The organism is Bradyrhizobium sp. CW1, assembly GCF_023100665.1.
Lineage (GTDB): Bacteria > Pseudomonadota > Alphaproteobacteria > Rhizobiales > Xanthobacteraceae > Bradyrhizobium > Bradyrhizobium canariense_D.
This window is the reverse complement of the sequence record NZ_CP064684.1, coordinates 7,696,143-7,720,084: the sequence shown is the minus strand read 5'-3', so window position 1 is coordinate 7,720,084 and position 23,942 is coordinate 7,696,143. Positions and strand designations below refer to the sequence as shown.

Sequence of the window (23,942 nt, the reverse complement as noted above, 5' to 3'; positions counted from 1 at the left end):
ATTGCAGTCCCAGACCGCTGCAGTACCACGCCATGTCTTCGTGTCTCCAGCCGCGCTTGACGCCTGATTCCTTGCATTCATTGTAGGTCTTGAAGTTAGCTCCGTTTCGGCAGCCTGACGGATAGCTCCCAAAGCCGCCACCCGAGGTGGAACATGCGACCGAACTGGCCGCCGTGGTCGGGGCGACAGTGGCTTTGGGTGCTGCGTTCGCTGATGTGATCGACAAAATCAGCAAGCCCCCTAACGCAAGAACCGACGCTTTCATTGCATTCTCCTGATGGAACGATGCGTATACTATCTCAGGATGCATTATAGCTGGAGGCGCAACCTGAATGAAAGAGACCCGCGCTGCGGGCGCCCTCTGGTTTTCCATTCAACACCAAACCGGACAGCGTTGGTTCCTCTGAAGGAACGGTCAGGAGCTCAAGGCGTTTGAGGTAGCGAAAGGACACTTGCATGACCGAGAAATTCGATCCGGCACCGCCGGACAAGAACGCGGAAGATCTCAAGCGTGGCATCCGACGCGACAAGGCCAGGGACGACGAGCTGGACAAGGGCTTGAAGGACAGTTTCCCGGCGTCGGACCCGGTGAGCAGCACCCAGGCGTCCAAGGCAACACCGGACGCATGAAGGAGGGATAGACTATGGGCCTCGCAGCCTATGATATTGTTGGCAGGGACGGTGCCTGGCACGTCGACCACGATGGCGAAATCCGGAACACTTACCAGACCAAGGAAGCCGCTTTCGAGGCGGCTGTGGCCGCGGCATCGCTCGCCATGCGGCAGGGTCATTCCGTCCGGCTAACGGTGCCGGAGAGCGAGAACACCGTCGGCGCAGAAAATTCGGGCGGATGACCTTCGAGAGCATCCTGGTTCTACACGGCCGCCAGCAAATGGGCGGGCGCAAACGGCTTGCGCAAAAAGGTCGTGTTGGGCGGCAGCGGCGCCATCACCGTCCCGGACATCAGCACGATGTTGAGCCCCGGATGAGCACTGCGAGCGTATTCTGCGAGCTCAAGCCCGGTCATTCTCCCTGCGAGGTTGTGATCGGTGATGAGCGCCCGCAGCTCCGTGCCCGTCGAGGCCACGATAAGCTCCGCGGCTTCCGCAGTGGCGCACTCGACGACTTCGAACCCTTCGTCCTTGAGAAGGTCGGACAGAACTTCGCGCTGGAGTGAGTCGTCCTCGACCAGCAGCATGACGAAATTCGACATGCGGTCATTCCCAACTTATCGGATGTTAATGCGCATCCCGGAAGATTGTTCGGTTGTGATGTCTTCGTTCGGCGCTCCTTGCGCCACGGCATGATCAGTCGAACATGTTGCATTCTCCTTGAGGTTTCGACGCAGGCGCCGAAGCGGGGGTCGAACAGGAGCGGCAATGGCAATCGTCTTCATCACCGGCAGCACGGACGGTCTGGGCCGCGCAGCTGCCCAGTCTCTGCTCGAACAGGGCCACCAGGTCGTCCTGCACGCACGATCAGCGGAACGTGCGACCGCAATCTCCGAGCTTGAATCGCATTCCGCACGGGTCGTGATCGGCGATCTCAAGAGCGCCGCCCAGACGAGACACGTGGCAGATCAGGTCAACGCAATCGGACGAATGGACGCGGTCATCCACAACGCCGGGGTCTATACCGAGCGCAGCCGCGGCCCGACGCCCGAAGGCCACGCCACCACCCTGGCAATCAACACGCTCGCGCCCTATTTGCTCACCGCCCTGATGAAGCGCCCCGATCGGCTGGTGTATCTCAGCAGCGGACTACATCGCGGCGGAGAGGGATCGTTGAGCGATCTCGACTGGACGAGGCGAACCTGGGATCCGGCCAAGGCGTACGCGGAGAGCAAACTGCACATGGTCGCACTGGCCTTTGCCTTGGCGCGGCGTTGGCCGCAGGTGCTGAGCAACGCCGTCGATCCCGGCTGGGCGCGCACCAAAATGGGCGGTGCCGGAGCGCCGGTCGGCGTGGCCACCGGACAACGGACGCAGACCTGGCTCGCTGTGAGCGATGATCCCGCCGCCCTGGTCAGCGGTCGTTACTGGCATGACCTCCGGCAACAAGAGCCGGCGCACGAAGCAGTTGATCCCGATTTTCAGGAGCGGCTTCTGGACAGGCTGGGCGAGTTGACGGGAGTGATGCTTCCACCGGCGTAGAAGCAATTCGCCTGAAGCCCACATCTTCCCAAAGCGTCGGGAGGCCGATGCTGCCTCTCATGCGCACGGCATTGCCACGTGCTGCATGATGCCATCATGCCCCTGTTTTGCCCGACGAGTCAAACGAAATTCTGAAAATCAAAAGTTCAATCCGAACAAGCCCCTCGCTACTGTGCATGGGGTTGTTTTCGCGTTTTTTTGTTTTCGGTCCCGAAAAGCGCGGACCGGACCTGTCTCGCCGCGCTCGCGGCGGCCTAAAGCCGTCGCCTCAGCTGTCCACCTTCAACGCGGCGATGAAGGCTTCCTGCGGGATGTCGACCTTGCCGAACTGCCGCATCTTCTTCTTGCCTTCCTTCTGCTTCTCCAGAAGTTTGCGCTTACGCGTGATGTCGCCGCCGTAGCACTTTGCGGTGACGTCCTTGCGCAGCGCGCGCACCGTCTCTCGCGCGATCACCTTGCCGCCGATCGCCGCCTGGATCGGGATCTGGAACATGTGCGGCGGGATCAAATCCTTCATCTTCTCAACCATGGCGCGGCCGCGCCCCTCGGCGCGGGTGCGATGCACCAGCATCGAGAGTGCGTCGACCGGCTCGTTGTTGACCAGGATCTGCATCTTGACCAGATCGGCCGGCTTGTAGTCGGTGAGATGATAGTCGAACGAGGCGTAGCCCTTGGAGACCGACTTCAGGCGGTCGTAGAAGTCGAACACGACCTCGTTGAGCGGCAGATCGTATTTCACCATGGCGCGGGAGCCGACATAGGTCAGCTCCTTCTGCGAGCCGCGGCGGTCCTGGCACAGCTTCAGCACGCTGCCGAGATATTCGTCGGGGGTGAGGATCGTGGCCTCGATCCAGGGCTCCTGGATCTCCGCGATCTTGACCACATCAGGCATGTCGACGGGATTGTGAATCGAGATTTCCTGTCCGTCGGTCAGGCTCATCTTGTAGATCACGCTCGGCGCGGTCGCGATCAGGTTGAGATCGAATTCGCGCGACAGACGCTCCTGGATGATCTCCAGGTGCAACAGCCCGAGGAAGCCGCAGCGGAAGCCGAAGCCGAGTGCGGCCGAGGTCTCCATCTCGTAGGAGAAGCTGGCATCGTTGAGGCGCAGCTTGCCCATCGCCGCGCGCAAGGTCTCGAAGTCGTCGGCGTCGGCGGGGAACAGGCCGCAGAACACCACGGGAATGGCCGGCTTGAAGCCCGCCAGCATCTCGGTGACCGGCTTCTTGTCGTCGGTGATGGTATCGCCGACACGGGTGTCGGCCACTTCCTTGATCGCGGCGGTGATGAAGCCGATCTCGCCGGGGCCGAGCTCGTCGACCTGCGTCATCTTCGGGGTAAAGAAGCCGACGCGCTCGATGTCATAGGCCGCGCCCGTGCCCATCATGCGGACCCGGCTGCCCTTCTTCATGACGCCGTCGACGACGCGGATCAGCACCACCACGCCGAGATAGACGTCGTACCAGCTGTCGACGAGCAACGCCTTCAGCGTCGCTTCGCGATCACCCTTCGGCGGCGGCAGGCGGGTGACGATCGCTTCCAGCACATCGGGCACGCCGAGGCCGGTCTTGGCCGAGATCATCACGGACTCGGAGGCGTCGATGCCGATGACGTCCTCGATCTGCTGCTTGACCTTCTCCGGCTCTGCGGCGGGAAGGTCGACCTTGTTCAGGACCGGAACGATCTCATGCCCCGCATCGAGCGCGTGGTAGACGTTGGCGAGCGTCTGTGCCTCCACGCCCTGGCTGGCGTCGACCACCAGCAGGGAACCCTCGCAGGCCGCCAGCGACCGCGACACTTCGTAGGCGAAGTCGACATGGCCGGGCGTGTCCATCAGGTTGAAGATGTAATCCTTGCCGTCCTTGGCGCGGTAGGCGAGGCGCACTGTCTGCGCCTTGATGGTGATGCCGCGCTCGCGCTCGATATCCATGGAATCGAGCACCTGCTCCTTGCCCGCCATTTCCCGGTCGGTGAGGCCGCCGGTCATCTGGATCAGGCGGTCGGCCAGCGTCGATTTGCCATGGTCGATATGGGCGACGATGGAGAAATTGCGGATGTTGGAAATGGGGACGGTCGTCATGGGCGCGGGATACCACTCACACCCCCGTGCGGCAACCATATTGCTGTAATTTCAGGGCCTTTGTTCACGCCAAGCTGATTCCACGAAGGCCCGAAACGCGCTACGCAACGCCTGATGTCCAGGCCCATGACGACGACCTCGATCCCGTCTGCCCGAGCGCGCGCGAAGACCCGGGTGAGCTATGCCCGCTTTCGCGCCTGGCTGGTTGCCAGCGCGACCCGCCCCGAGGCGCGCCTCTGGCTGGTGATCCAGCTCGCCATCCTGCATGCGGTGCTCTGGACCTTCATCCTGATCAATCTCAAGGCAGCGCAGGACGTTCACATGGACGTCGCGGAAGCCTGGGGCTGGGGGCAGAAATTCCTCTGGGGCTATGGCAAGCACCCGCCGCTGTCGGGCTGGGTCGCCGGCCTCTGGTTCACAGTGTTCCCGCCGACGGACTGGGCGACCTATGCGCTGGCGATGGCGACCGTCGGCACCGGTATGGTGATCTGCTGGCTCATCGCGCTGCGCGTCGTGGATGCGCGGCGCGCGTTCCTGGTCGTGGTGATGGTCGCGCTCTACCCGATCTTCAATTTCAAGGGTTTCAAGTACAATCCCGACCTGCTCCAGCTCGTCACCTTGCCGCTCCTCGTGCTCGCTTATCTCAATGCGTTCGAGAAGCGGAGCTGGCAGTCCGGAGTGTTGCTCGGCCTTGCCGGCGCGCTGGCGCTGATGACCAAATACTGGGTGCTGACCATGATCGGCGCCATCGGGCTTGCCGCGCTGATCCATCCGGAGCGAATGAGATTCCTGTCGTCGCCGGCACCGTGGGTTGCGATCGCGACGATGGTGGTGGCGATGATCCCGCACATCGTGTGGCTGGCGGACGCGCATTTCGTGCCGCTGACCTATGCCGGCGATACCTACAGCCTCGAGGACAGCGGCCAGGTGCATCAGCTCGTGACCGGCTATGCCCTGCATAATGTCGCGCTGCTGGCATTGCCGGTGGCGCTGGCCGCGCTGGCGATGGCGCTGGTGCCACCTTGGTTCAGGCTGCTCCTGCGTGCGCCCTTGCGCATCGTCACGCGGGACTGGGCGCGCGGCGCGAATTCCAGCGTGAACCTTTCGCAGGCGCGCAACGTCTGGCTCATCCAGATCATCGTCGCGGTCGGCCCCGCGCTCGGCGCGCTGGCCTTCAGCATCTACATGAAGACCGATTGGGGCATCTCGCTGTTCTTCCTGGTGCCCTTGGCGCTGGTCGCGATCCCGGCGTTGCGGGTGCAGAGCGCTGCGCTGTTCAACATTGTCGCGATCTGGCTCGTGCTCAGCGTTGCCACGCTCATCGCCTCGCCCTGGATCGCCGCCCGCGAGATGGCGGCCAATGCCGGCAATACGGCGACTTACGGCGCGCGCTCGGATCTCGCGCGCGAGCTGACGCAGGCCTGGCACGCGCGCTTCGCCTCGCACTGGGCGGTCGTCGCCGGCACCATGGAATCGATCCAGCCGATGGTGTTCTACAGCCCGGATCATCCGGCCGCGTTCACGCCGCTCGAGGCCTGGGGGTCCGGATTGATTTCGCCCGATGACGTCAAGCGATACGGCTTCATCGGCGTGTTCGACCCGGCCGATGGTCGCCTGCCGGCGTTCGAAAAATGGGTGTCCGAAGTTGCGCCGAAGGCCGAGCGCATCGTAATGACGACGCGCCGTTTCACTCACGGCAAAGCCGGTCCGTCGATGAGCTGGAACATCTACATCGCGCCGCCGGGGAATTGATCGAAGCGAATCCGCCTAAATCCCTTCCTCGTTGAATTTGCTTTCAACGAGTTCGGTGATCGCCGCGAGCGCGGCCTCGGCATCATCGCCGGACGCGGCGACCGTGATGGTGGTGCCGGGACCGGCGGCGAGCATCATCAGGCCCATGATCGAGGTGCCGCCGACGGTTTCGCCGCCGCGCGTCACCCAGACCTGCGCGCTGAAACGCTCGACGGCCTGAACGAACTTGGCGGAGGCCCGCGCGTGCAGGCCGCGCTTGTTGATGATCAGGAGGTCCTTGGAGATCGCGCCCGCGGGCACGCCCGTCCCGGCTTGCGGCGCCTCGTCGCTCATTTGCCGGCGAGGACGCGGCTGGCGATGGTGACGTATTTGCGGCCGGCTTCCTGGGCCATCGCGATCGCGTCGGGGAGCGGACGCTCCTCGCGCACCTTGGCGAGCTTCACCAGCATGGGAAGGTTGATGCCCGCGAGCACTTCGACCTTCGGCCGGCTCATGCAGGATATTGCCAAATTGGACGGCGTGCCGCCGAACATGTCGGTGAGGATCGCGACGCCGTCGCCGGAATCGACGCGGTTAACCGCCTCGATAATGTCGCTTCGACAGAGATCGGAATCATCTTCGGCGCCGATCGTGATCGCTTCGATTTGCTTTTGTGGGCCCATGACATGTTCAAGCGCTGCCTTGAATTCGTCGGCAAGGCGCCCGTGGGTCACAAGTACTAGACCAATCATCGGAAAACTCCTCGCGGGCGCTTTTGGTGCACCGCACGAACGCGCCACTTTGACGATCCAGAGCCCCCGCGCAAGAGGGGATGTTGCGTATCTCCCTGAATCTAGACGGATGGATAAGGGGAGCTGCGCCGGTCTATTCGGTCGCGAGTGTGGGGTTCATATGGTTACCATTTCCCTTCAAACAATCGCCTGAAGGGTTAACGGGAGATGAACTCTTGGTAGTGGTCAAGGCCGCGACAACCAGAGGAAGGGGCAAATAGTCGCGGCCGACTGGGATTCGTGGTATTTCGACACCTAAAATGGCTGTTTTCAGGGATTGGGCCGGCGGCAGCCGCTCCGCATCCGCGGCGTCCAGATCGACCACGAGGCCGACGGTCGCATGCTCCACAAAGTCGCAGCGGCGGATTCCCAGCCCCCGGATCTCGATCAGGCCGGCCAGAACCGGGGCGGGGCGGACCTCAATTTCGCGGCCGACTGTCGCCAGATGGACACGGTCATCACCGACCAGAACGGCCGTTTCGAGCACGCCGCTGCGTCCTGCCATGATCAAATCGAAGGCAAGGCGCGACTTGCCGGAGCCCGAGGGCCCGCGGATCAGCACCGCCAGATCTCCAACCTTGACCGCCGAGGCGTGAACGCTGGGGCCACCGTCGCTCATAGCGCCGGCAGCCTCACCACGAAACGCGCGCCGACAACACTGGGCGCGCCGTCCTCGTCCGCCGGGCCGAGGCGGTTCTCCGCCCAGATGCGTCCGCCATGTGCGTCGACGATCTGCTTGGAGATCGACAGGCCAAGGCCGGAGTTCTGGCCAAAGCCCTGATGAGGGCGGTCGGTGTAGAAGCGCTCGAAGATGCGCTCCAGCGCGTCGTCGCGGATTCCGGGGCCGTCGTCGTCGACCACGATCTCGATCTCTCCGCGTACGCGGCGGCAGGTGAGGCGCACCTTGTTGCCGGGCTCGGAGAAGGACTGTGCGTTCGAGAGCAGGTTGGAGACCACTTGTCCGAGTCGCGAATCGTGGCCGGTCACGGCGAAATTGTCGGTCGGGCTGCGGCCCTCGAAACGCATTTCGACCGCGACGTCATGGCCGAGCTTGGTTTCATTGGCGACGGAGACGAGCGTCGTCAGCAGGCGGCGCAGGTCGACCGGAATCGCATCCTGGCGCTGCAGTTCTGCATCGAGACGGCTGGCGTCGGAGATGTCCGAGATCAGCCGGTCGAGCCGCTTGACGTCATGCTCGATCACCTCGAGCAGGCGCGCGCGGCTGTTCTCGTTGCGCGCCAGCGGCAACGTCTCGACCGCGGAGCGCAACGAGGTCAACGGGTTCTTCAATTCGTGCGCGACGTCGGCGGCGAACATCTCGATCGCTTCGATGCGGCTGTAGAGTGCACTGGTCATGTCGCGCAGCGCACCGGAGAGATGGCCGATCTCGTCGCGACGACGGGTGAAGTCGGGAATTTCGACGCGGGTCCTGATCCGGCGGCGGATCAGCTCGGCGCTATCGGCGAGCCGGCGGACCGGACCTGCGATCGTGCTGGCGAGCAGCAGCGACAGCATGATCATGACCGCGGCGGCGACGCCGCCCACTTTGAGGATGGCGAGGCGCTCGGCGGTGACCATCTGGTCGATGTCGTCGCCCTGCGTCGACAGCATCAGCGCGCCATGGATGGCGCGCGAGCGCAGCACGGGGACCGCGACAGAGACGATCACCTCGCCGCGCGCATTGACCCGCACCATCGAGCGCTTCTGGCCCTGGAGCGCGTCGCCGACCTCCGCATAGCCATTGCCGTTCTCGGGGCCGAGCTCGCGATAGAGCGGCAGGTCGCCGCGATTGAGCCAAGTACGGACCGCGACCATGCCGCGTTCGACCATGCCAGGCTTCTCGGCGGACACTGACGGCAGGGGGAAGCGCACCACGGTATCGAGGCTGCGGCTATCGACCAGCAGGCTGCCGTTCGGGTCGTAGATGCGGGCGCGCGTCTTGGTCGGCGAGATCAGCGTGCGCAGCACCGGTGCCACGCGCTCCGGATTGATCGGAAAATCCAGCGGGGAATACTCGTCCGAGCCGCCATAGGTCTCGCCCGGCTTGAGGTCGAGCAACCGGTCGGGGTCGATGGTGATGGCGTTGGTCTGCACCGTCGCGGACGCCGCGATCGCGCCGGCGATGATCTCCGCCTGCACCAGCAGGCTCTGCGCGCGCGCGTCGATCAGGCCGGCGCGGAATTGCGACAGATAGAGGATGCTCGCCACCAGCGCGACCAGGCCGGCGAGGTTGAGCGAGACGATGCGGCGGGTCAGGCTCGAGAAGGACAGCGCGAAGAAGAACTGCCCGGCGCGCTTCAACCAGTTCAGTGGACGCCAGCCCCGCACGGCCAGCTTGTCCTCAGCCAATTGATCCGGAGCGCCGTGGGCGGTGACGTCCTCGGCGTTCTGGTTCTCGTCAGGCTGCGTTCGGTCAAGCAATGCTCACGCCCGCGTTAGGACAGCTCGTGCGAAGGTCCCCGCATCCTAGAGCCATCCCGGTCCCGATGGAATCAGAACCGGCGATGCTCTCGGTCTTTCGTGGAGGCGCGTGCGCCTCAGGCTTCCTTGAAGCGGTAGCCGACGCCGTAGAGCGTCTCGATCATCTCGAACTCGTTGTCGACCACCTTGAACTTCTTGCGCAGCCGCTTGATGTGGCTGTCGATGGTGCGGTCGTCGACATAGACCTGGTCGTCATAGGCGGCGTCCATCAGCGCGTTGCGGCTCTTCACCACGCCGGGCCGGGTCGCGAGCGCCTGCAGGATCAGGAATTCGGTGACGGTCAGCGTCACCGGCTCGTTTTTCCAGGTGCAGGTGTGCCGTTCAGGATCCATGCGCAGCAGGCCGCGGTCGAGCGCCTTGGCGTCGTTCTCCTTCGGCGTGACGGTCGGGTCCTTCGGCGCCGAACGGCGCAGCACCGCCTTGACGCGCTCGACCAGCAGGCGCTGCGAGAACGGTTTGCGGATGAAGTCGTCGGCGCCCATCTTGAGGCCGAACAGCTCGTCGATCTCTTCGTCCTTCGAGGTCAGGAAGATCACCGGCAGGTCGGATTTCTGCCGCAGCCGGCGCAACGTCTCCATGCCGTCCATGCGCGGCATCTTGATGTCGAGGATGGCAAGATCGGGCTGGGTGGTGCGGAAACCGTCGAGCGCTGAGGCGCCGTCGGTATAGGTCATGATGCGATAGCCTTCGGCCTCCAGCGCGATCGAGACGGATGTGAGAATGTTGCGGTCGTCGTCGACCAAAGCGATTGTGGGCATGAGCCTCTGCTTTCTGCTTTCCGTTTGGGTCGTGGCTTGAAAACGGCGAGCAATCCACTGATGCGCCGCATACATGGGTGCCGATGTTGGCATTCGAACCTTGTCACCGAGCAATGCAAGCTAGGCTGAAGTGTGACCAAGTTCCACGAAACACGGCAGATTCGCCGCATCTCGACCCATAACCGGGCCCCGGTTTACCCGAAAAAAGGCCCTCCATGCAACCACCTGACCCGAGAAAGCCGATGCAACCGACCCCCGACTTCGACCCCGGAAAGCTCGCCAAATCGCTGCTGCGGCGGTCACGGCAGGGGGCCTTGGCGACATTGATGGCCGGCAGCGGCGATCCTTATTGTTCCCTGGTCAATCTGGCGAGCCATCCGGATGGCTCTCCGATCCTGCTGATCTCAGGATTGGCCGTGCACACCAGGAACATCCTGGCCGACAGCCGGGTGTCCTTGATGCTGGACGAGCGGGCGGCGGGCGATCCGCTGGAAGGTGCCCGGATCATGCTGTCCGGCCATGCCGAGCCGGCCGATGCCGACAAGGATCTGCTCCGGCGACGGTATCTCAATGCTCATCCCTCAGCGGGAGCCTTTGTTTCCTTTAAAGATTTCTCTTTCTTTCGGATCCGGCCTACGGGAACCCATCTGGTCGCCGGCTTCGGCCGGATCGTCGACCTCAAGCCGGAGCAATTCCTGACCGACCTCACGGGGGCCGAGGACTTGCTGACGGCGGAGGAGGGCGCGGTGGAGCACATGAATGCCGACCACCGCGAGGCCATGGGCCTCTATGCAACAAAACTGCTCGGTGCTGCCGCGGGCGACTGGCGCTGCACCGGCTGCGACCCGGAGGGCCTCGACATGCAGGACGGCCAGACCGTCTTGCGGCTGGATTTTCCGGAGCGGGTGGCTGATGGCACGGCGCTGCGCAAGATGCTGGTTCGCCTCGCCGGCGAAGCGCGCACCAGGATGAACCAGAGCGCAACACATTGAACGCTGCTGCCCATCGCCGCGACCCAAGTTCGTTACCGGTCAGAAGGCGGCGGCGAGAGCGTCATGACAGAATGGAATAGACGGACGCTGGTTGCGGGTTTGACGCTCGCGATCACCGCATCGCTTGTCACGCCTAGCGTCGCCCAGAAAGGTCTCGCCGCGGAGAGCGCGCGGATCAACACCCTCATGAGCGCCGGCAGATATTCGGAAGCACTGCCTTTGGCGCAAGGTATGGTCGCGAACCTGGAGAAGAGCGACACAGGTCGCGAACTCGCCGCCGCGCTGAACAACCTCGGCCAGGTTCATGCCGGTCAGGGCCACGACGATCTGGCGGAGCCGCTCTACAAGCGCGCCATCATGCTGATGGAAAAGTCGCTCGGTCTCGAAACCCCGTTGATCGGAGCCGAACTGAGCAACCTCGCCGCGCTCTACCAGCGGCAGAGCCGCTACGCCGAGGCTGAGCCGCTGTTCAAGCGCGCGCTCGCCGTTCGCGAGAAGGGATTGTCGCGCGAGCATCCCGATGTCGGCCAGTCACTCAATAATCTCGCCACGCTCTATGTGAAGCAGCAGCACTATGCCGAAGCCGAGCCGCTGTTTCAGCGGGCGCTCGCGATCTACCAGAAGGCTGGCGGCTCCGAGCATCCGGCGGTGGCCACCGTCCTGAACAATCTCGGCCAGGTCTATCGCGATCTCAATCGCGATGCGGACGCGGAAGCGCCGATCAAGCGCTCGCTCGCGATCCGGGATAAGGTGCTGGGACCGGATCATCCCGACGTCGCCCGCTCGCTGAACAATCTCGCCGGCCTCTACGAGCACCAGCAGCGCTACGGTGACGCCGAGCCGCTCTATCGTCGCGCGCTGGTCATCCGCGAAAATGCACTCGGGCCCGATCATCCCGAGGTCATGACCTCGACCGGCAATCTGGCTTATTTCCTCTACGTGGCCGGGCGCGCCGCGGACGCATTGCCGTTCGCGGAAAGGACTCTTCGGGGCGATCGCGCCCAGTTGCGCATCGTCTTGCCGGTCCTGTTCGCCGCGCGCCAACAAGATCTGCTGTCCGGCGACAAGGCGCTCGACGAGGCCCTCGCCGCGATCCAGCGCGGCACGCAATCCTCCGCCGCATCCGCCGTGAACAAGCTCGCGGTTCGGCTTGCCGCCGGCAGCGACCGGCTCGCCGAGCTGGTGCGCCGGGATCAGGATCTCGCGGCTGAGTCAGAGGCACTCGACAAGGCGATCGTTGCCGCAGTGTCGAAGCAATCCGCGCAGCGCGATCTCGCAACCGAACAGCGCAGCCGCGCGCGGATTGCAATGATTGCCAACGAGCGTGCGGGCTTGCAGAAGACGCTCGCGGTCGAGTTTCCCGACTACGCGTCACTCTCCAATCCGCTGCCGTTGACGGCAAAGGACATCCGGCTGCTGCTGTCGGCCGACGAGGCGATGGTGCTCTATTCCGTCGTCGACAAGCAGAGCTGTGTCATCGCGATCACGCGCGAGGGCGTCGACTGGAAGGCCATCCCACTCGGCGCGGATGCGCTGACGCAGAAGGTGACGGCATTCCGCAAGGGACTCGACGTCGGCAAAGCGCGCGACGCCTCCGGCAAATCCGGATTGTTCGATCTGGCGCTCGCCAACGAGCTCCATGTCGCGCTGCTCGGTCCGGTCGAGGCGTTGACAAAGCACAAGCACAGCCTGCTGGTGGTGCCGTCGGCTGCGCTGACCGCATTGCCGTTTCATCTGCTCGTCACGGAGAAGCCGCAGGCTGCGATCCCGGACACGCTCGAAGGCTATCGCGGCGCCGCCTGGCTGCTGCGGCGCCAGGCCGTCTCGGTGCTGCCGTCGGTGGGCAGTCTGAAATCGCTGCGGGCCTTCGCGCGTCGGGATCAAAGCGTGAAGCCGATGACCGGCTTCGGCGATCCCGTGTTCAATCCTGCACTGGAAGGGCCCGCCGAGCGGCGCGCCGCGAACGGCAAGGTCGCCGCGCGCAGCATCGCGACCATCGCCTATAGTGATTTCTGGCGCGGTGCCGGCGTCGATCGCGCGCGGCTTGCGCAGGCGCTGCCGCAACTGCCCGACACCGCCGATGAGTTGAACGCGGTGGCCAGGGATGTCGGGGCTTCCGAGGCCGACATTCATCTCGGCCGCGACGCCAGCGAGACGACGCTCAAGCGTGCAGCGCTTGCTCAATACGGCATCATCTACTTTGCCACCCACGGCCTCGTTGCCGGCGACATCAAGGGACTGGGTGAGCCCTCGCTCGCGCTCTCCATTCCCGATCAGCCCACTGAACTCGACGACGGTCTACTCACCGCGAGTGAAGTCGCTCAGCTCAAGCTCAATGCGGATTGGGTTGTACTGTCGGCCTGCAACACCATCGCGGGCGACAAGCCCGGCGCCGAGGCCCTGTCGGGACTGGCGCGCTCGTTCTTCTACGCCGGTGCGCGCGCGCTCCTGGTCTCGCATTGGGCCGTGGATTCGGAAGCTGCCACCCGCCTGACCACGATGACTTTCGAGCTGCTCAAAAACGAACCACAAATCGGGCGTGCCGAAGCCTTGCGCCGCGCGATGTTAACCTACGTTGACGACACCTCGTCTCCGCGCAACGCCTATCCAGCGATGTGGGGGCCCTTCGCGCTCATCGGCGAAGGCGCGGTACGATAGGGCGGGCTGCGATTGTCCTTCAGCTGTCTTGGACATTGTGCGTTGCAATAACCTCAGGAAACGCCGAAACGCACATTTGGTTGCGCGATCATTGTCGATTTTTTGATGCGCCTGCTCAGAGCTGACATGCGCGACGTTTGGCGCGGTCCTTGAATAAACCAAATCCTAAGGGATCAGCTTGGCAACGCCAGCGTTCATCAGTATTAGGTCGTTCCAACCGAGGCCGAACGGCCTGTAATCACGGTGACCGCGGCGGCGCCAAGCATGATCGCGCTGAGTGGGTTCTAGGAGGATTTTTCGTGCAAGAGACGGGCGTGCGCAACGGTGCCTTCGGCGCCGACAAATTCGGCTTAAAGAATCTCAAGCAGGTTCACTGGAACCTCGGTGCGCCGCAACTCTATCAATACGCGCTCTCCGCGGGCGAGGCGGTGCTGTCGGCCGATGGCGCGCTCTGCGCCGACACCGGCGAGTTCACCGGCCGCAGCCCCAAGGACAAATTCACGGTGCGTGACGCCACCACCGACAAGAAGATGTGGTGGGCCGGCAACCAGTCGATCACCGCAGAGCAGTTCGAGACGCTCTACCAGGACTTCCTCAAGCACGCCGAAGGCAAGTCGCTGTTCGCACAGGACCTCTATGGCGGCGCCGATCCGGCTTATCGCATCAAGACCCGCGTCTTCACCGAGCTCGCCTGGCACTCGCTGTTCATCCGCACGCTGCTGATCCGTCCCGAGGCGATCGAGCTCTCGGCGTTCGTGCCCGAGCTCACCATCATCGACATGCCGAGCTTCCGCGCCGATCCGAAGCGCCATGGCTGCAAGTCGGAGAATGTCGTCGCGATCGATTTCGCCCGCAAGATCGTGCTGATCGGCGGGTCTTACTATGCCGGCGAGATGAAGAAGTCGGTCTTCACCACGCTGAACTACTATCTGCCCGAGCGCGGCGTGATGCCGATGCATTGCTCGGCCAATGTCGGCGCCAAGGGCGATGCGGCGATCTTCTTCGGCCTGTCCGGCACCGGCAAGACCACGCTGTCAGCCGATCCGAACCGCACGCTGATCGGCGATGACGAGCACGGCTGGGGCCCGAACGGCGTCTTCAACTTCGAAGGCGGCTGCTACGCCAAGTGCATCAAGCTGTCGCAGGAAGCCGAGCCCGAGATCTATGCCGCCTCGACCCGCTTCGGCGCGGTGCTCGAGAACTGCGTGTTGGACGAAGACACCCGCGTGGTCGATTTCGACGACGGCTCCAAGACCGAGAATACGCGCTCGGCCTATCCGCTCGAGTTCATCCCGAACGCCTCGCGCACCGGCCGCGCACCGCAGCCGAAGAACGTGGTGATGCTCGCCGCCGACGCCTTCGGCGTGCTGCCGCCGATCGCCAAGCTCTCGCCGGCGCAGGCGATGTATCACTTCCTGTCGGGCTACACCGCCAAGGTCGCTGGCACCGAGCGCGGTCTCGGCAATGAGCCGCAGCCGGAATTCTCGACCTGCTTCGGCTCGCCCTTCCTGCCGCTCGACCCCTCCGTCTACGGCAACATGCTGCGCGACCTGATCGCCCAGCACAATGTCGACTGCTGGCTGGTCAACACGGGATGGACCGGCGGCAAGTACGGTACCGGCTCGCGCATGCCGATCAAGGTGACGCGCGCGCTGCTGACCGCGGCCCTCGACGGCTCGCTTCGCAACGTCGAATTCCGCACCGATAAATATTTCGGCTTCGCGGTCCCGACCGCGCTGCCGGGCGTGCCGAGCGAGATCCTCAACCCGGTCAACACCTGGAAGGACAAGGACGAGTTCGACAAGACCGCCCGCGCGCTGGTCGGCATGTTCCAGAAGAACTTTGCCAAGTTCGAAGCCCAGGTCGACGCCGAGGTCCGCGCCGCTGCACCGGACGTGAAGCTCGCGGCGGAGTAAGCTTGCGTCGTTTGAAATTCGAAAGGGCGGCCGCGAGGCCGCCCTTTTGCTTTTCAAGATGTCTCTCCACCGTCATTGCGAGCGCAGCGAAGCAATCCAGAATCCCTCCGCGGAAACAGTCTGGATTGATGGCGAACTCGCGGAAGCAGCTACGCCTTGAAATAGGCGATCTGCGTCGTGGTCGCGAGCAGTCTTCCGTTCAGCGACCACAGCTCGGCGTTCTGGTCGGCGTAGCTCTTGTGCATGATCTTTGAATCGGCCGTCGCCAGCACGCGCGTGATGTCCTCGGCGGCGAGCTCTTCGCTGTCAGTGTGGAAATACGTCGTCAGCGACACCGTGCCGAACGGAACCAGCTCGCGTCGCGCGTGGAAGATGCGGCCGAAGAAGGCGTCCGACATCGACATCAGCGACGGCATGTCGAGCTTGCGCGGTTCGCGATCACTGATCCAGAGCTTTGAGTAAGTGCTGGCGAGCTCGGGCTTGAGCGGGCCGATCCGCATCTCGCCCTCGACGAAGCGGAATTCGTACTGGTTGGCCCAGGACGCCGCGATCTTCGGGAACGGCATCGTCTCTTCGAACGGCTTTGCATCGGGATATTGCGCCACCCTGTGCTCCCAGGACGGCCGGCGTTCGGCGAACACGGCGGTGGCGAGCGTTGCGACCTCGCCGCCGCCTTGCGACAGTTCGACGCTCCAGTGCTGGCTGGAGCGATTAGCCTTCACCAGCCGCACGTCCAGATCGAACGGCACCCTTCGCGATCGGCGCGCAGTAATTCACGGTGAGCGCCAGCGGGTCGCCGGCACGTTCCGGATGCTCGATCAGCGCACGCAGGATAGTCGCGGCGGTGGCGCCGCCGAACGGGCCGACAAAGGCCCAGTAATCGTCGCTGGTGTGTCCCTGCCAGCTGGAGTCACCGGCGGTGACGCGGGTGGCGTCGTCGAAAGGGTGCGGGAGCTTGGCGTGCATTATTCGATCCGGCGTTCAATGACGGACGTCATATCACGTCCGCCGCCGGCTTGTGCAATTACCTCGTGAGTAACCGATTTCACGTCGCGGAAATTCAGCCCGCGACGTCGCGCAAGGTCGGCAGCAGCGGCGTGGTGGGGTTGACCGGCACGTTCCAGATCTCCTCGGCGTATTCGCGAATGGTGCGGTCGGAGGAGAACCACGCCATGCGCGCGACGTTGAGGATCGAGGCGCGGGTCCAGGCCGGCGCCACCTGCCAGCGCGCATCGACGCTGCGCTGCGCCTCGTAATAAGAATCGAAGTCGGCGCTGACCATGTAATGGTCGAGATAGCGCAGCGCATGCGCGATCGATTCGAAGCGGCCGGGATCGCCGGGCGAGAATTCGCCGGCGCCGATCGCATTGATGGCGCGCTGGAGCTTCGGCGAATTGCGGATCACGTCGGAGGCGTCCAGCCCCTGCTTGCGCCGGATCATGACATCGCCGGCTTCCATGCCGAAGATCGCGATGTTCTCCGCGCCGACATGGTCGCGGATCTCGATGTTGGCGCCGTCGAGCGTGCCGATCGTGAGGGCGCCATTGAGCGACAGCTTCATGTTGCCGGTGCCGGAGGCTTCCATGCCGGCCGTCGAGATCTGCTCGGAGAGGTCGGCCGCGGGAATGATCACCTCGGCGAGGCTGACATTGTAGTCGGGCAGGAAGACGACCTTGAGCTTGCCGCCGATCGCGGGGTCGTTGTTGACGACTTCCGCAACGTCGTTGATCAGCTTGATGATCAGCTTGGCGTAGCGGTAGCTCGCCGCCGCCTTGCCCGCAAAGATCTTCACCCGCGGCACCCAGTTGCCGTTGGGGTCGTCCTTGATCGCCTGGTACAGCGCGACCGTCTCGATGACATTGAGAAGCTGGCGCTTGTATTCGTGGATGCGCTTGATCTGCACGTCGAACAGCGCGTTCGGGTCGACCTTGATGCCGAGGCGCTCGCCGATCAGGCGCGCCAGCGCCGTCTTGTTGTGAAGCTTGACTGCGCGGAACCTCTTCTGGAATTCGACGTCGCTGGCGCGGGCCTCGATCAGGCTGAGCTGCGTCGGATCATCGAGCACGGCGTCGCCACAGGTCTCGCGCAACAGATCGGTCAGTTTCGGGTTCGCCAGCATCAGCCAGCGGCGGAAGGTGATGCCGTTGGTCTTGTTGGTGATGCGGCCGGGGTAGAGATGGTTGAGGTCGTGGAACACGGTCTCCCGCATCAGGTCCGAATGCATCGCCGAGACGCCGTTGATGCGGTGGGAGCCGACGAAGGCGAGCTGGCCCATGCGCACGCGCCGGCCGCTCCGCTCGTCGATCAGCGACACCGAGGCGCGGAAGTCGATGTCGCCGGGGGCGCGCGCCTCTGCGAGCGCGAGATGCTGCACGTTGATGCGGTAGATGATCTCGAGATGCCGCGGCAACAGCCGTTCGAACAGCTCGACCGGCCAGGTCTCCAGCGCCTCAGGCAGCAGCGTGTGGTTGGTGTAGGACAGCGTGGCGACCGTGATCTTCCAGGCCTCGTCCCAGCGGAAATTGTGGTCGTCGATCAGGATCCGCATCAGCTCGGTGACGGCCAGGCTCGGATGGGTGTCGTTGAGCTGCACCGCGACCTTGCTCGACAGGCTGCGAAGCTGGCCGTCCGACGCAAGGTGCCGCTTGATCAGGTCCTGCAGCGAAGCCGAGACGAAGAAATATTCCTGGCGCAGGCGCAGCTCGCGGCCCGCCGGGCTCTCGTCGTTCGGGTAGAGGAATTTACAGATCGCTTCCGCGCGCGACTGCTCGGCGCTGGCGCTGACATAGTCGCCGGTGTTGAAGGCATCGAGCTTCAACGGATCGGGCGAGCGTGCCGACCACAGCCGCAGCGCGTTGACGTGCTGGCCGCGCCAGCCGACGATCGGCGTGTCATAGGCCATCGCCTGCACGGTCTCGGACGGATGCCAGATCGCGCGATCGCGGCCCTTGTCTTCGACATGCTCGACACCGCCGCCGAAGCGAATGTCATAGATCACTTCGGGCCGCTGCAATTCCCAAGGGTTGCCGAAGCCGAGCCATTCGTCCGGATATTCCTGCTGCCAGCCCTGATTGATGATCTGACGGAACAGGCCGTAATCATAACGGATGCCGTAGCCGATCGCAGGGATCGACAGCGTCGCCATGCTTTCCATGAAGCAGGCGGCGAGACGGCCCAGGCCGCCATTGCCGAGCGCCGCGTCCGGCTCGCATTTGCGCAGCTCAGGCAAGGAAACGCCGAGATCGCCGAGCGCGACCTCGAAGATCTTCAATAGCCCCATATTGTTCAGCGCGTCGCTGAAGAGGCGGCCGATCAGGAATTCGAGCGAGAGATAATAGACCCGCTTGCGCCCCGCATCGTAGCTGTGCTTCTCGGCCGTGAGCCAGCGATGCACGATGCGATCGCGCAGCGCCAGCGCCGCGGCCTGGTACCAGTCGTGCTTGGTGGCCATGCCCGCATCCTTGCCGATGGCAAGGCGCAGCTTCGCCAGGATCGCGCCCTTGATCTCAGCCAGAGCGAGTTCGTCGATGGGCTGGTTGGGGGCGGAGAAATTGGGCTGGAACGATGAATCTTGCAAAGTCGTCACTTCCTGGTCGCGAGAACACTACTGACCCTACGCATCTTGCCTCTGTACGGAACCATTGCTGGTGCGACCGTGCACTGCGTTTGGCGTAAAATTATGCAAGGAACGGGCCGATTTGGGAACCCGGACGCATACGGGGAAACGTGGATTTGGTGCTAGAATGGCGGCCAATTCAGCCATCAGTGTGGAGGAGGCGCCCGATGAACTCTCTGATGAGACCTGTGACGCGACGGCTGATCGAAATCGCCGCCGCCACCTTCCTCGTCGTCTGCATCACCGCGTCCAGCGCCGCCTTCGCCGCCGGCAAGATCGGCCGCAGCGCCGACGGCCTGAGCTGCGCCGTCACGCTTCCGCAAAACGCATCCTCCGCCGCCCGCTGCGCCGCCATCAAGCGCCAATGCGGCGGCAAATTTTACGCAAGCGCGTGCGGGGATAAGTTGATGTCAGCGGCGAATTGAGCAGGGGCTGGTGCAACGAAGAAGGTGTCGTCCTGGCGGAAGCCAGGACCCATTACCCGCCTGTCAGATGAGGCCTGACCGATCATTCCAATCGGGATTTCTTCCTCGATCAGCTTGATCTTCCAGTCCCGCTTCCAGAACTTGAGCTGCTTCTCGCGCGCGATCGCCTCCTGCAGTGTTGCGTAGGCTTCGACATGAACGAGGCGGAAGATTTTATACTTGTGCACGAACTTCGAGCCGCGACCCGAACGATGTAGCTCAAGCCGCGCGCGGACGTCGTTGGTGATTCCGATATAGATCGTGTCGTGATGGCGGCTTGCGAGAATGTAGACGAAGTAGCTGCTCGTGCTCATGGCCCAACCCGCAAAAGCAACACTGACCGGGGTAATGGGTCCTGGCTTTCGCCAGGACGACGCTCTCCAACAATCGCGCCTAACATCAGAACAAATTAAGAACACTTTAGCAAGTCTTTGATATATCATTGTGATTCGGCGTGTTGCCGACACCATATCTAGCGTCTGCCAGACTTCGCGAGGACTACATGTCCACCATTGCCTTCGATCAATTTGCCCTCACCAGGATCGCCGATTTCGCGCGCTCGCTGTCGCGGCTGCATCAGGCGGCGCGGCGCCACGCGGTCGACGACGACCAGTTCGACCGCGAGTTCAACGCGGTGTGCCAGTCGATCTGGGGCTACACCATCGACGACGTCAGCGACGATCTGTTTTCGGCGCAGGACCATCTGTTCCTCGACACGCTTGACGAAGCGCATGCGCGCATCTTCGCCGCCGAGCAGGGTTATGATCTCGTCGACGACCAAGGCATGCTCACCGACTGGTGGGGTTTTTGCTGGATGATTTTAGCCGAGAAGCGCGGCCTGCTCACGGCAGACAACCGCGCCGCCGCGCGCGCGGCGATCGAGGAGAAATATCTGGCGGCGCCGAACGTGATCGGCGTGATCATCGGACGGTGACCCACCATCCTCCGTCATTGCGAGGAGCCTCTTGCGACGAAGCAATCCAGAGTGCCTCCACGGAGCCAGACTGGATTGCTTCGCTTCCGCCTTCGCTCTTCGAGCTTCGGCGGACAAGTCGCTCGCAATGACGGCTTGGCTACAGACGAGCCTGAGCTAGTCCAGCCCAGCCCGCTTCGCCGGCTTTTGCGTTTTCGGCACCGTCACGTCGGGGAGCGTCTCGCGCACGATCTCCGCGGCAGGGGCATCCGCCGCCACCGTGTCGGCGCGCACCGGCGCCACCTTCATCTCGCCGAGCCGTGCGCGGACCTGCGCGGTGAGACCGGGATAGGAGGCGACCGGGGTGAAGTCCGCGGCCTGGTCGTTGCCGACGCGGATGCCGGTATAGGCGACGAGACCGTCGCTGGTGGCGATCACGTCGCCGGGCTTTAGCGACGAGTCCAGCGCCAGATCGACCGGAGCAAGGCCGACCGGCTCGCGGCCGTTGCAGGTGCAGTCGGCGCGCAGCGCCTTGCGATAGGCGAACGCGTTCTCGCTATCGGCATAGCGCTCGCCGGTCTGCGACGCCGCGCCGTCGATCGAGGAGCCGAAATAGATCTTGGTGGCGCTTGCAGGACAGAACGCCTGACACATCTGCGCGGGCGAGGTGAGACCGCGCATCAGCGGAAAATATTTGCCGTCGCAGCTGCGCACGCAGAACGCCGGTCCCGAGCCGCCGGCCGCAGCCGAACGTGTCGGCGGCACGTATGGCGGACTTGCGCCGTTCTGCTGGCCGGTGAATGGATCGGCGTAGGAGCTCGGCTGCTGCGGCACCTCACGCTGCGGCCGCTGCTGCTGCTGCATTCCGCCGAAGAAGAAGTCGAACAGGCCTTCGGCCGAAACCGGGGCCGGAGCCGCAACCAGCGGTGCTGCCAATGTGGCGGCTACGAGCATCGCGCGACGCCACCGGCGCGCATGGGACATGACTGTACGCAAACGCTTACTCCACCCGGCGCTACCCAACCGGCCGGGACCATCAGGTCTCAGCACATGATTCACCATAAGGCGGGATGGTAAATGAGCGGTTGAGGGGGGAGGAGCGGTGTCGCCGGACGGGTGGACCTCGTCCATGGCCGGGCTTGTCCCGGCCATCCAGGATCTCTGGTGCGGCAAAGACGTGGATGCCCGGTCAAGCCCGGGCACGACGGCGGAAAAAGTCTAGCCGCTCAAGCCTTCAAGAACTCCGACGCCTTGTACAGCGAGCGGAACGGCAGCCCGGCCGCGCCAAAGGTGTCGTCGGCGCCTTCCTCGCGGTCGACCATGGTCAGCACCAGCACCACTTCCGCGCCGGTCTCGCGCACCGCTTCCACGGCCTTCATCGCCGAGCCGCCGGTGGTGGTGACATCCTCGACGATCACGACGCGCTTGCCCTCCAGCGTCTCGCCCCTGGGCAGCCCCTCGATCGCAAGCTTCGCGCCATGCTCCTTCGGCTTCTTGCGCACGAAGAAGGCCGCGATGGGATGGCCCTTGATCCAGGAGATCTGCGCCAGCGCGCCGGCCAGCGGCACCGCGCCCATCTCAAGCCCGCCGATGAAATCGAGCTGGTCATCCTTCAGCGCCTCATAGGTCAACTCGGCGAGCAGGGTCGCACCCTCCGGGTCGAGCATGGTCGGCTTGAGGTTGAAGTAGAAGTCGCTCTTGCGGCCCGACGCGAGCGTCACCTCGCCGCGGCCGAAGGAGCGCCGGCGGATGATCTCGAACAGGCGGGCGCGGGAGGCTGATTTAGACACGGCGGGCCCTCGGGAGCATTTTTGGAGGTGGCGGAATTTATCCGCGACGGCCTCGACATTCCAGAGGGGGCTTCCCCCGTCAACAGGGATCGGCCATCCCGGGCGGCCGGTTGTGGGGGTGCAACGTTCTGGGGTAGGTGGATGCCGGATATCTCGGGCAAGAAAACCTGCAAGAAGGCTGGGCAAGGACACGCGACAAATGACCATCGAGCTGCACACCTGGAACACGCCGAACGGCCGCAAGATCTCGGTCGCGCTGGAGGAGATGGGGCTGCCCTACAAGGGGATCCCGGTGAATATCAGCAAGGGCGAACAGATGGCGCCGGAGTTCCTGAAGCTCTCACCCAACAACAAGATCCCCGCGATCGTCGATCCTGATGGCCCGGACGGCAAGCCCGTCAGCATCTTCGAGTCGGGTGCGATCCTGCTGTATCTCGGCGAAAAGACCGGCAAATTTCTGCCGAAATCGCTTTCGGGCCGCATTCCCGTTTATGAATGGTTGATGTGGCAGATGGGCGGTTTCGGGCCGATGCCGGGCCAGGTGCACCATTTCATCGCGCTCGAGAACGAGCAGGACCGCGCCTACGGCCTCAAGCGCTACATGGCCGAGACGCGACGGCTCTACGGCGTCCTCGACCGCCGGCTGGAGTCCAGCGATTTCGTCGCCGGCGAGCTCTCGATCGCCGATTTTGCCATCCTGGGCTGGGCCTGGCGTCACCCTCGCCACAAGGTTGACCTGGCCGACTTTCCCAACGTCAAGCGCTGGTACGAGGCCCTGATGGCCCGCCCGGCGGTGAAGCGGGGCATGGAGGCGAAGCTAGATTGATCTTTCTCTCCCTCTCCCCGCAAGCGGGGAGAGGGGAAAATCACACCTTCCGCGCTTCCACCGCCATCCGCACCGCAAGCCCGGCCAGCACCGTGCCCATCAGCCAACGCTGGACCAGCATCCAGCTTGGCCGGCTTGCGAGAAACAGCGCGATCGACCCGGCCGCGAGCGCGATCATCGCATTCACGCTGACACTGATCGCGATCTGGATCGCGCCGAGCACCACTGACTGCGCCAGCACGCTGCCGGCGGTGGGATCGATGAACTGCGGCAGCAGCGCGAGGTAAAGCATCGCGATCTTCGGGTTGAGCAGATTGGTGACGAACCCCATCGCGAACAATTTGCGCGGGCTGTCGATCGCAAGCTGCTTCACCTGGAACGGCGAGCGCCCGCCCGGCTTCACTGCCTGCCAGGCCAGCCACAACAGATAACCCGCGCCGGCAAAGCGCAGCGCGTCATAGGCGAAGGGAACGGCGAGCAGCAGCGCCGTGATGCCGAATGCCGCGCACAGCATGTAGAACAAGAAGCCGAGCGCCACGCCGCCGAGCGAGACGATGCCCGCCGCAGGCCCTTGCGTGATCGAACGCGAGATCAGGTAGATCATGTTCGGCCCGGGCGTGAGCACGAGGCCGAGGCAGACGAGAGCGAAGCCGAGCAGGGCGGAGGCGTGGGGCATGGCTGAACCGGTGCGGGAGACGGCACGGTTCTAATATGCGTGGCGCAGTGGGGCCATCGCGCAATTGCTCGGAGGACAATTCAGCTTGTGCGTGTGC

General features: G+C 63.9%; 21 protein-coding genes and 2 pseudogenes. 10 read left to right on the top strand and 13 right to left on the bottom strand.

Translation table 11 applies throughout. The annotated features are described in order from the left end of the window. Positions 1-456 precede the first annotated feature (456 nt). On the top strand, positions 457-630 hold the full coding sequence (locus tag IVB54_RS36925; protein WP_007604975.1) for a hypothetical protein: 174 nt from the start codon (positions 457-459) through the stop codon (positions 628-630). A 14-nt stretch (positions 631-644) separates the two neighbouring features. Further along, positions 645-854 carry a hypothetical protein gene (locus IVB54_RS36920; RefSeq protein WP_085352004.1) on the top strand — a complete coding sequence of 70 codons (210 nt, stop codon included), beginning with the start codon at positions 645-647 and terminating at the stop codon, positions 852-854. 20 nt (positions 855-874) lie between these two features. Here IVB54_RS36920 and IVB54_RS36915 read toward each other — a convergent pair whose 3' ends face one another. Continuing rightward, positions 875-1,198: a response regulator gene (locus IVB54_RS36915; RefSeq protein ID WP_245288562.1), complete on the bottom strand. Its 324-nt coding sequence runs from the start codon at positions 1,196-1,198 to the stop codon at positions 875-877. A 181-nt stretch (positions 1,199-1,379) separates the two neighbouring features. Between IVB54_RS36915 and IVB54_RS36910 the strand changes: the two genes are divergently transcribed. Continuing rightward, complete coding sequence (locus IVB54_RS36910; protein ID WP_018460062.1) at positions 1,380-2,153, top strand: SDR family NAD(P)-dependent oxidoreductase; 774 nt, start codon at positions 1,380-1,382, stop codon at positions 2,151-2,153. A gap of 268 nt (positions 2,154-2,421) precedes the next feature. Here IVB54_RS36910 and lepA read toward each other — a convergent pair whose 3' ends face one another. Continuing rightward, positions 2,422-4,233, bottom strand: coding sequence for a translation elongation factor 4 (gene lepA, locus IVB54_RS36905; RefSeq protein ID WP_018460061.1), 1,812 nt, complete (start codon positions 4,231-4,233; stop codon positions 2,422-2,424). Between the two features lie 126 nt (positions 4,234-4,359). Between lepA and IVB54_RS36900 the strand changes: the two genes are divergently transcribed. After that, positions 4,360-5,985: a glycosyltransferase family 39 protein gene (locus tag IVB54_RS36900; protein ID WP_026233935.1), complete on the top strand. Its 1,626-nt coding sequence runs from the start codon at positions 4,360-4,362 to the stop codon at positions 5,983-5,985. A 15-nt stretch (positions 5,986-6,000) separates the two neighbouring features. Here the strand turns inward: IVB54_RS36900 and IVB54_RS36895 are convergent, their stop codons facing one another. From IVB54_RS36895 to IVB54_RS36875, 5 genes are all read right to left on the bottom strand, one after another. Continuing rightward, entirely contained in the window at positions 6,001-6,318 is a 318-nt protein-coding gene (locus IVB54_RS36895) for an HPr family phosphocarrier protein (protein WP_018460059.1), read from the bottom strand. Next, positions 6,315-6,716: a PTS sugar transporter subunit IIA gene (locus IVB54_RS36890; protein ID WP_007597752.1), complete on the bottom strand. Its 402-nt coding sequence runs from the start codon at positions 6,714-6,716 to the stop codon at positions 6,315-6,317. The genes IVB54_RS36895 and IVB54_RS36890 overlap by 4 nt, the downstream gene beginning before the upstream one ends. Before the next feature lie 133 nt (positions 6,717-6,849). After that, positions 6,850-7,374, bottom strand: a complete 525-nt coding sequence (locus tag IVB54_RS36885) for an HPr kinase/phosphatase C-terminal domain-containing protein (protein ID WP_018460057.1) — start codon at positions 7,372-7,374, stop codon at positions 6,850-6,852. Further along, positions 7,371-9,176 (bottom strand): sensor histidine kinase, encoded by a 1,806-nt coding sequence (locus tag IVB54_RS36880; protein WP_018460056.1) that lies wholly within the window; start codon positions 9,174-9,176, stop codon positions 7,371-7,373. The genes IVB54_RS36885 and IVB54_RS36880 overlap by 4 nt, the downstream gene beginning before the upstream one ends. 116 nt (positions 9,177-9,292) lie before the next feature. Beyond that, positions 9,293-9,994 carry a response regulator transcription factor gene (locus IVB54_RS36875; protein ID WP_007597749.1) on the bottom strand — a complete coding sequence of 234 codons (702 nt, stop codon included), beginning with the start codon at positions 9,992-9,994 and terminating at the stop codon, positions 9,293-9,295. A 242-nt stretch (positions 9,995-10,236) separates the two neighbouring features. Between IVB54_RS36875 and IVB54_RS36870 the strand changes: the two genes are divergently transcribed. The 3 genes from IVB54_RS36870 to IVB54_RS36860 all read left to right on the top strand — a co-directional run bounded on the left by IVB54_RS36870 (position 10,237) and on the right by IVB54_RS36860 (position 15,560). Further along, positions 10,237-10,986 carry a DUF2470 domain-containing protein gene (locus IVB54_RS36870; protein ID WP_026233934.1) on the top strand — a complete coding sequence of 250 codons (750 nt, stop codon included), beginning with the start codon at positions 10,237-10,239 and terminating at the stop codon, positions 10,984-10,986. 63 nt (positions 10,987-11,049) lie between these two features. Next, a complete protein-coding gene (locus IVB54_RS36865; protein WP_026233933.1) occupies positions 11,050-13,644 on the top strand; it encodes a CHAT domain-containing tetratricopeptide repeat protein in 2,595 nt (864 codons plus the stop codon). Positions 13,645-13,943: 299 nt separating this feature from the next. Further along, positions 13,944-15,560 (top strand): phosphoenolpyruvate carboxykinase, encoded by a 1,617-nt coding sequence (locus tag IVB54_RS36860; protein ID WP_018460052.1) that lies wholly within the window; start codon positions 13,944-13,946, stop codon positions 15,558-15,560. Between the two features lie 149 nt (positions 15,561-15,709). On the opposite strand, the pseudogene IVB54_RS36855 reads toward IVB54_RS36860, so the two are convergent. Together IVB54_RS36855 and IVB54_RS36850 are read right to left on the bottom strand one after the other, a co-directional pair. Continuing rightward, positions 15,710-16,526 (bottom strand): annotated as a pseudogene (locus tag IVB54_RS36855) (thioesterase family protein). 94 nt (positions 16,527-16,620) lie between these two features. Beyond that, positions 16,621-19,137, bottom strand: coding sequence for a glycogen/starch/alpha-glucan phosphorylase (locus IVB54_RS36850; RefSeq protein ID WP_085384957.1), 2,517 nt, complete (start codon positions 19,135-19,137; stop codon positions 16,621-16,623). A gap of 218 nt (positions 19,138-19,355) precedes the next feature. On the opposite strand from IVB54_RS36850, the gene IVB54_RS36845 reads away from it, so the two are divergent. Next, complete coding sequence (locus IVB54_RS36845) at positions 19,356-19,601, top strand: hypothetical protein (protein WP_240544159.1); 246 nt, start codon at positions 19,356-19,358, stop codon at positions 19,599-19,601. A gap of 63 nt (positions 19,602-19,664) precedes the next feature. Here the strand turns inward: IVB54_RS36845 and IVB54_RS36840 are convergent. Next, positions 19,665-19,954: pseudogene (locus IVB54_RS36840) on the bottom strand (GIY-YIG nuclease family protein). Between the two features lie 188 nt (positions 19,955-20,142). Here IVB54_RS36840 and IVB54_RS36835 point away from each other — a divergent pair. Further along, on the top strand, positions 20,143-20,574 hold the full coding sequence (locus tag IVB54_RS36835; RefSeq protein WP_018460048.1) for a hypothetical protein: 432 nt from the start codon (positions 20,143-20,145) through the stop codon (positions 20,572-20,574). A 156-nt stretch (positions 20,575-20,730) separates the two neighbouring features. Here the strand turns inward: IVB54_RS36835 and IVB54_RS36830 are convergent, their stop codons facing one another. Together IVB54_RS36830 and pyrE are read right to left on the bottom strand one after the other, a co-directional pair. Further along, positions 20,731-21,507, bottom strand: a complete 777-nt coding sequence (locus tag IVB54_RS36830) for a DUF2865 domain-containing protein (RefSeq protein ID WP_083926594.1) — start codon at positions 21,505-21,507, stop codon at positions 20,731-20,733. Positions 21,508-21,779: 272 nt separating this feature from the next. Next, positions 21,780-22,343, bottom strand: coding sequence for an orotate phosphoribosyltransferase (gene pyrE, locus IVB54_RS36825; protein WP_018460046.1), 564 nt, complete (start codon positions 22,341-22,343; stop codon positions 21,780-21,782). 199 nt (positions 22,344-22,542) lie between these two features. On the opposite strand from pyrE, the gene IVB54_RS36820 reads away from it, so the two are divergent. After that, the gene (locus IVB54_RS36820) at positions 22,543-23,169 is read left to right on the top strand and encodes a glutathione S-transferase family protein (protein ID WP_018460045.1); all 627 of its coding nucleotides are present in this window, start codon (positions 22,543-22,545) and stop codon (positions 23,167-23,169) included. A 40-nt stretch (positions 23,170-23,209) separates the two neighbouring features. On the opposite strand, the gene IVB54_RS36815 is transcribed toward IVB54_RS36820, so the two are convergent. After that, positions 23,210-23,845 (bottom strand): LysE family translocator, encoded by a 636-nt coding sequence (locus IVB54_RS36815; RefSeq protein WP_018460044.1) that lies wholly within the window; start codon positions 23,843-23,845, stop codon positions 23,210-23,212. Between the last annotated feature and the right edge of the window lie 97 nt (positions 23,846-23,942).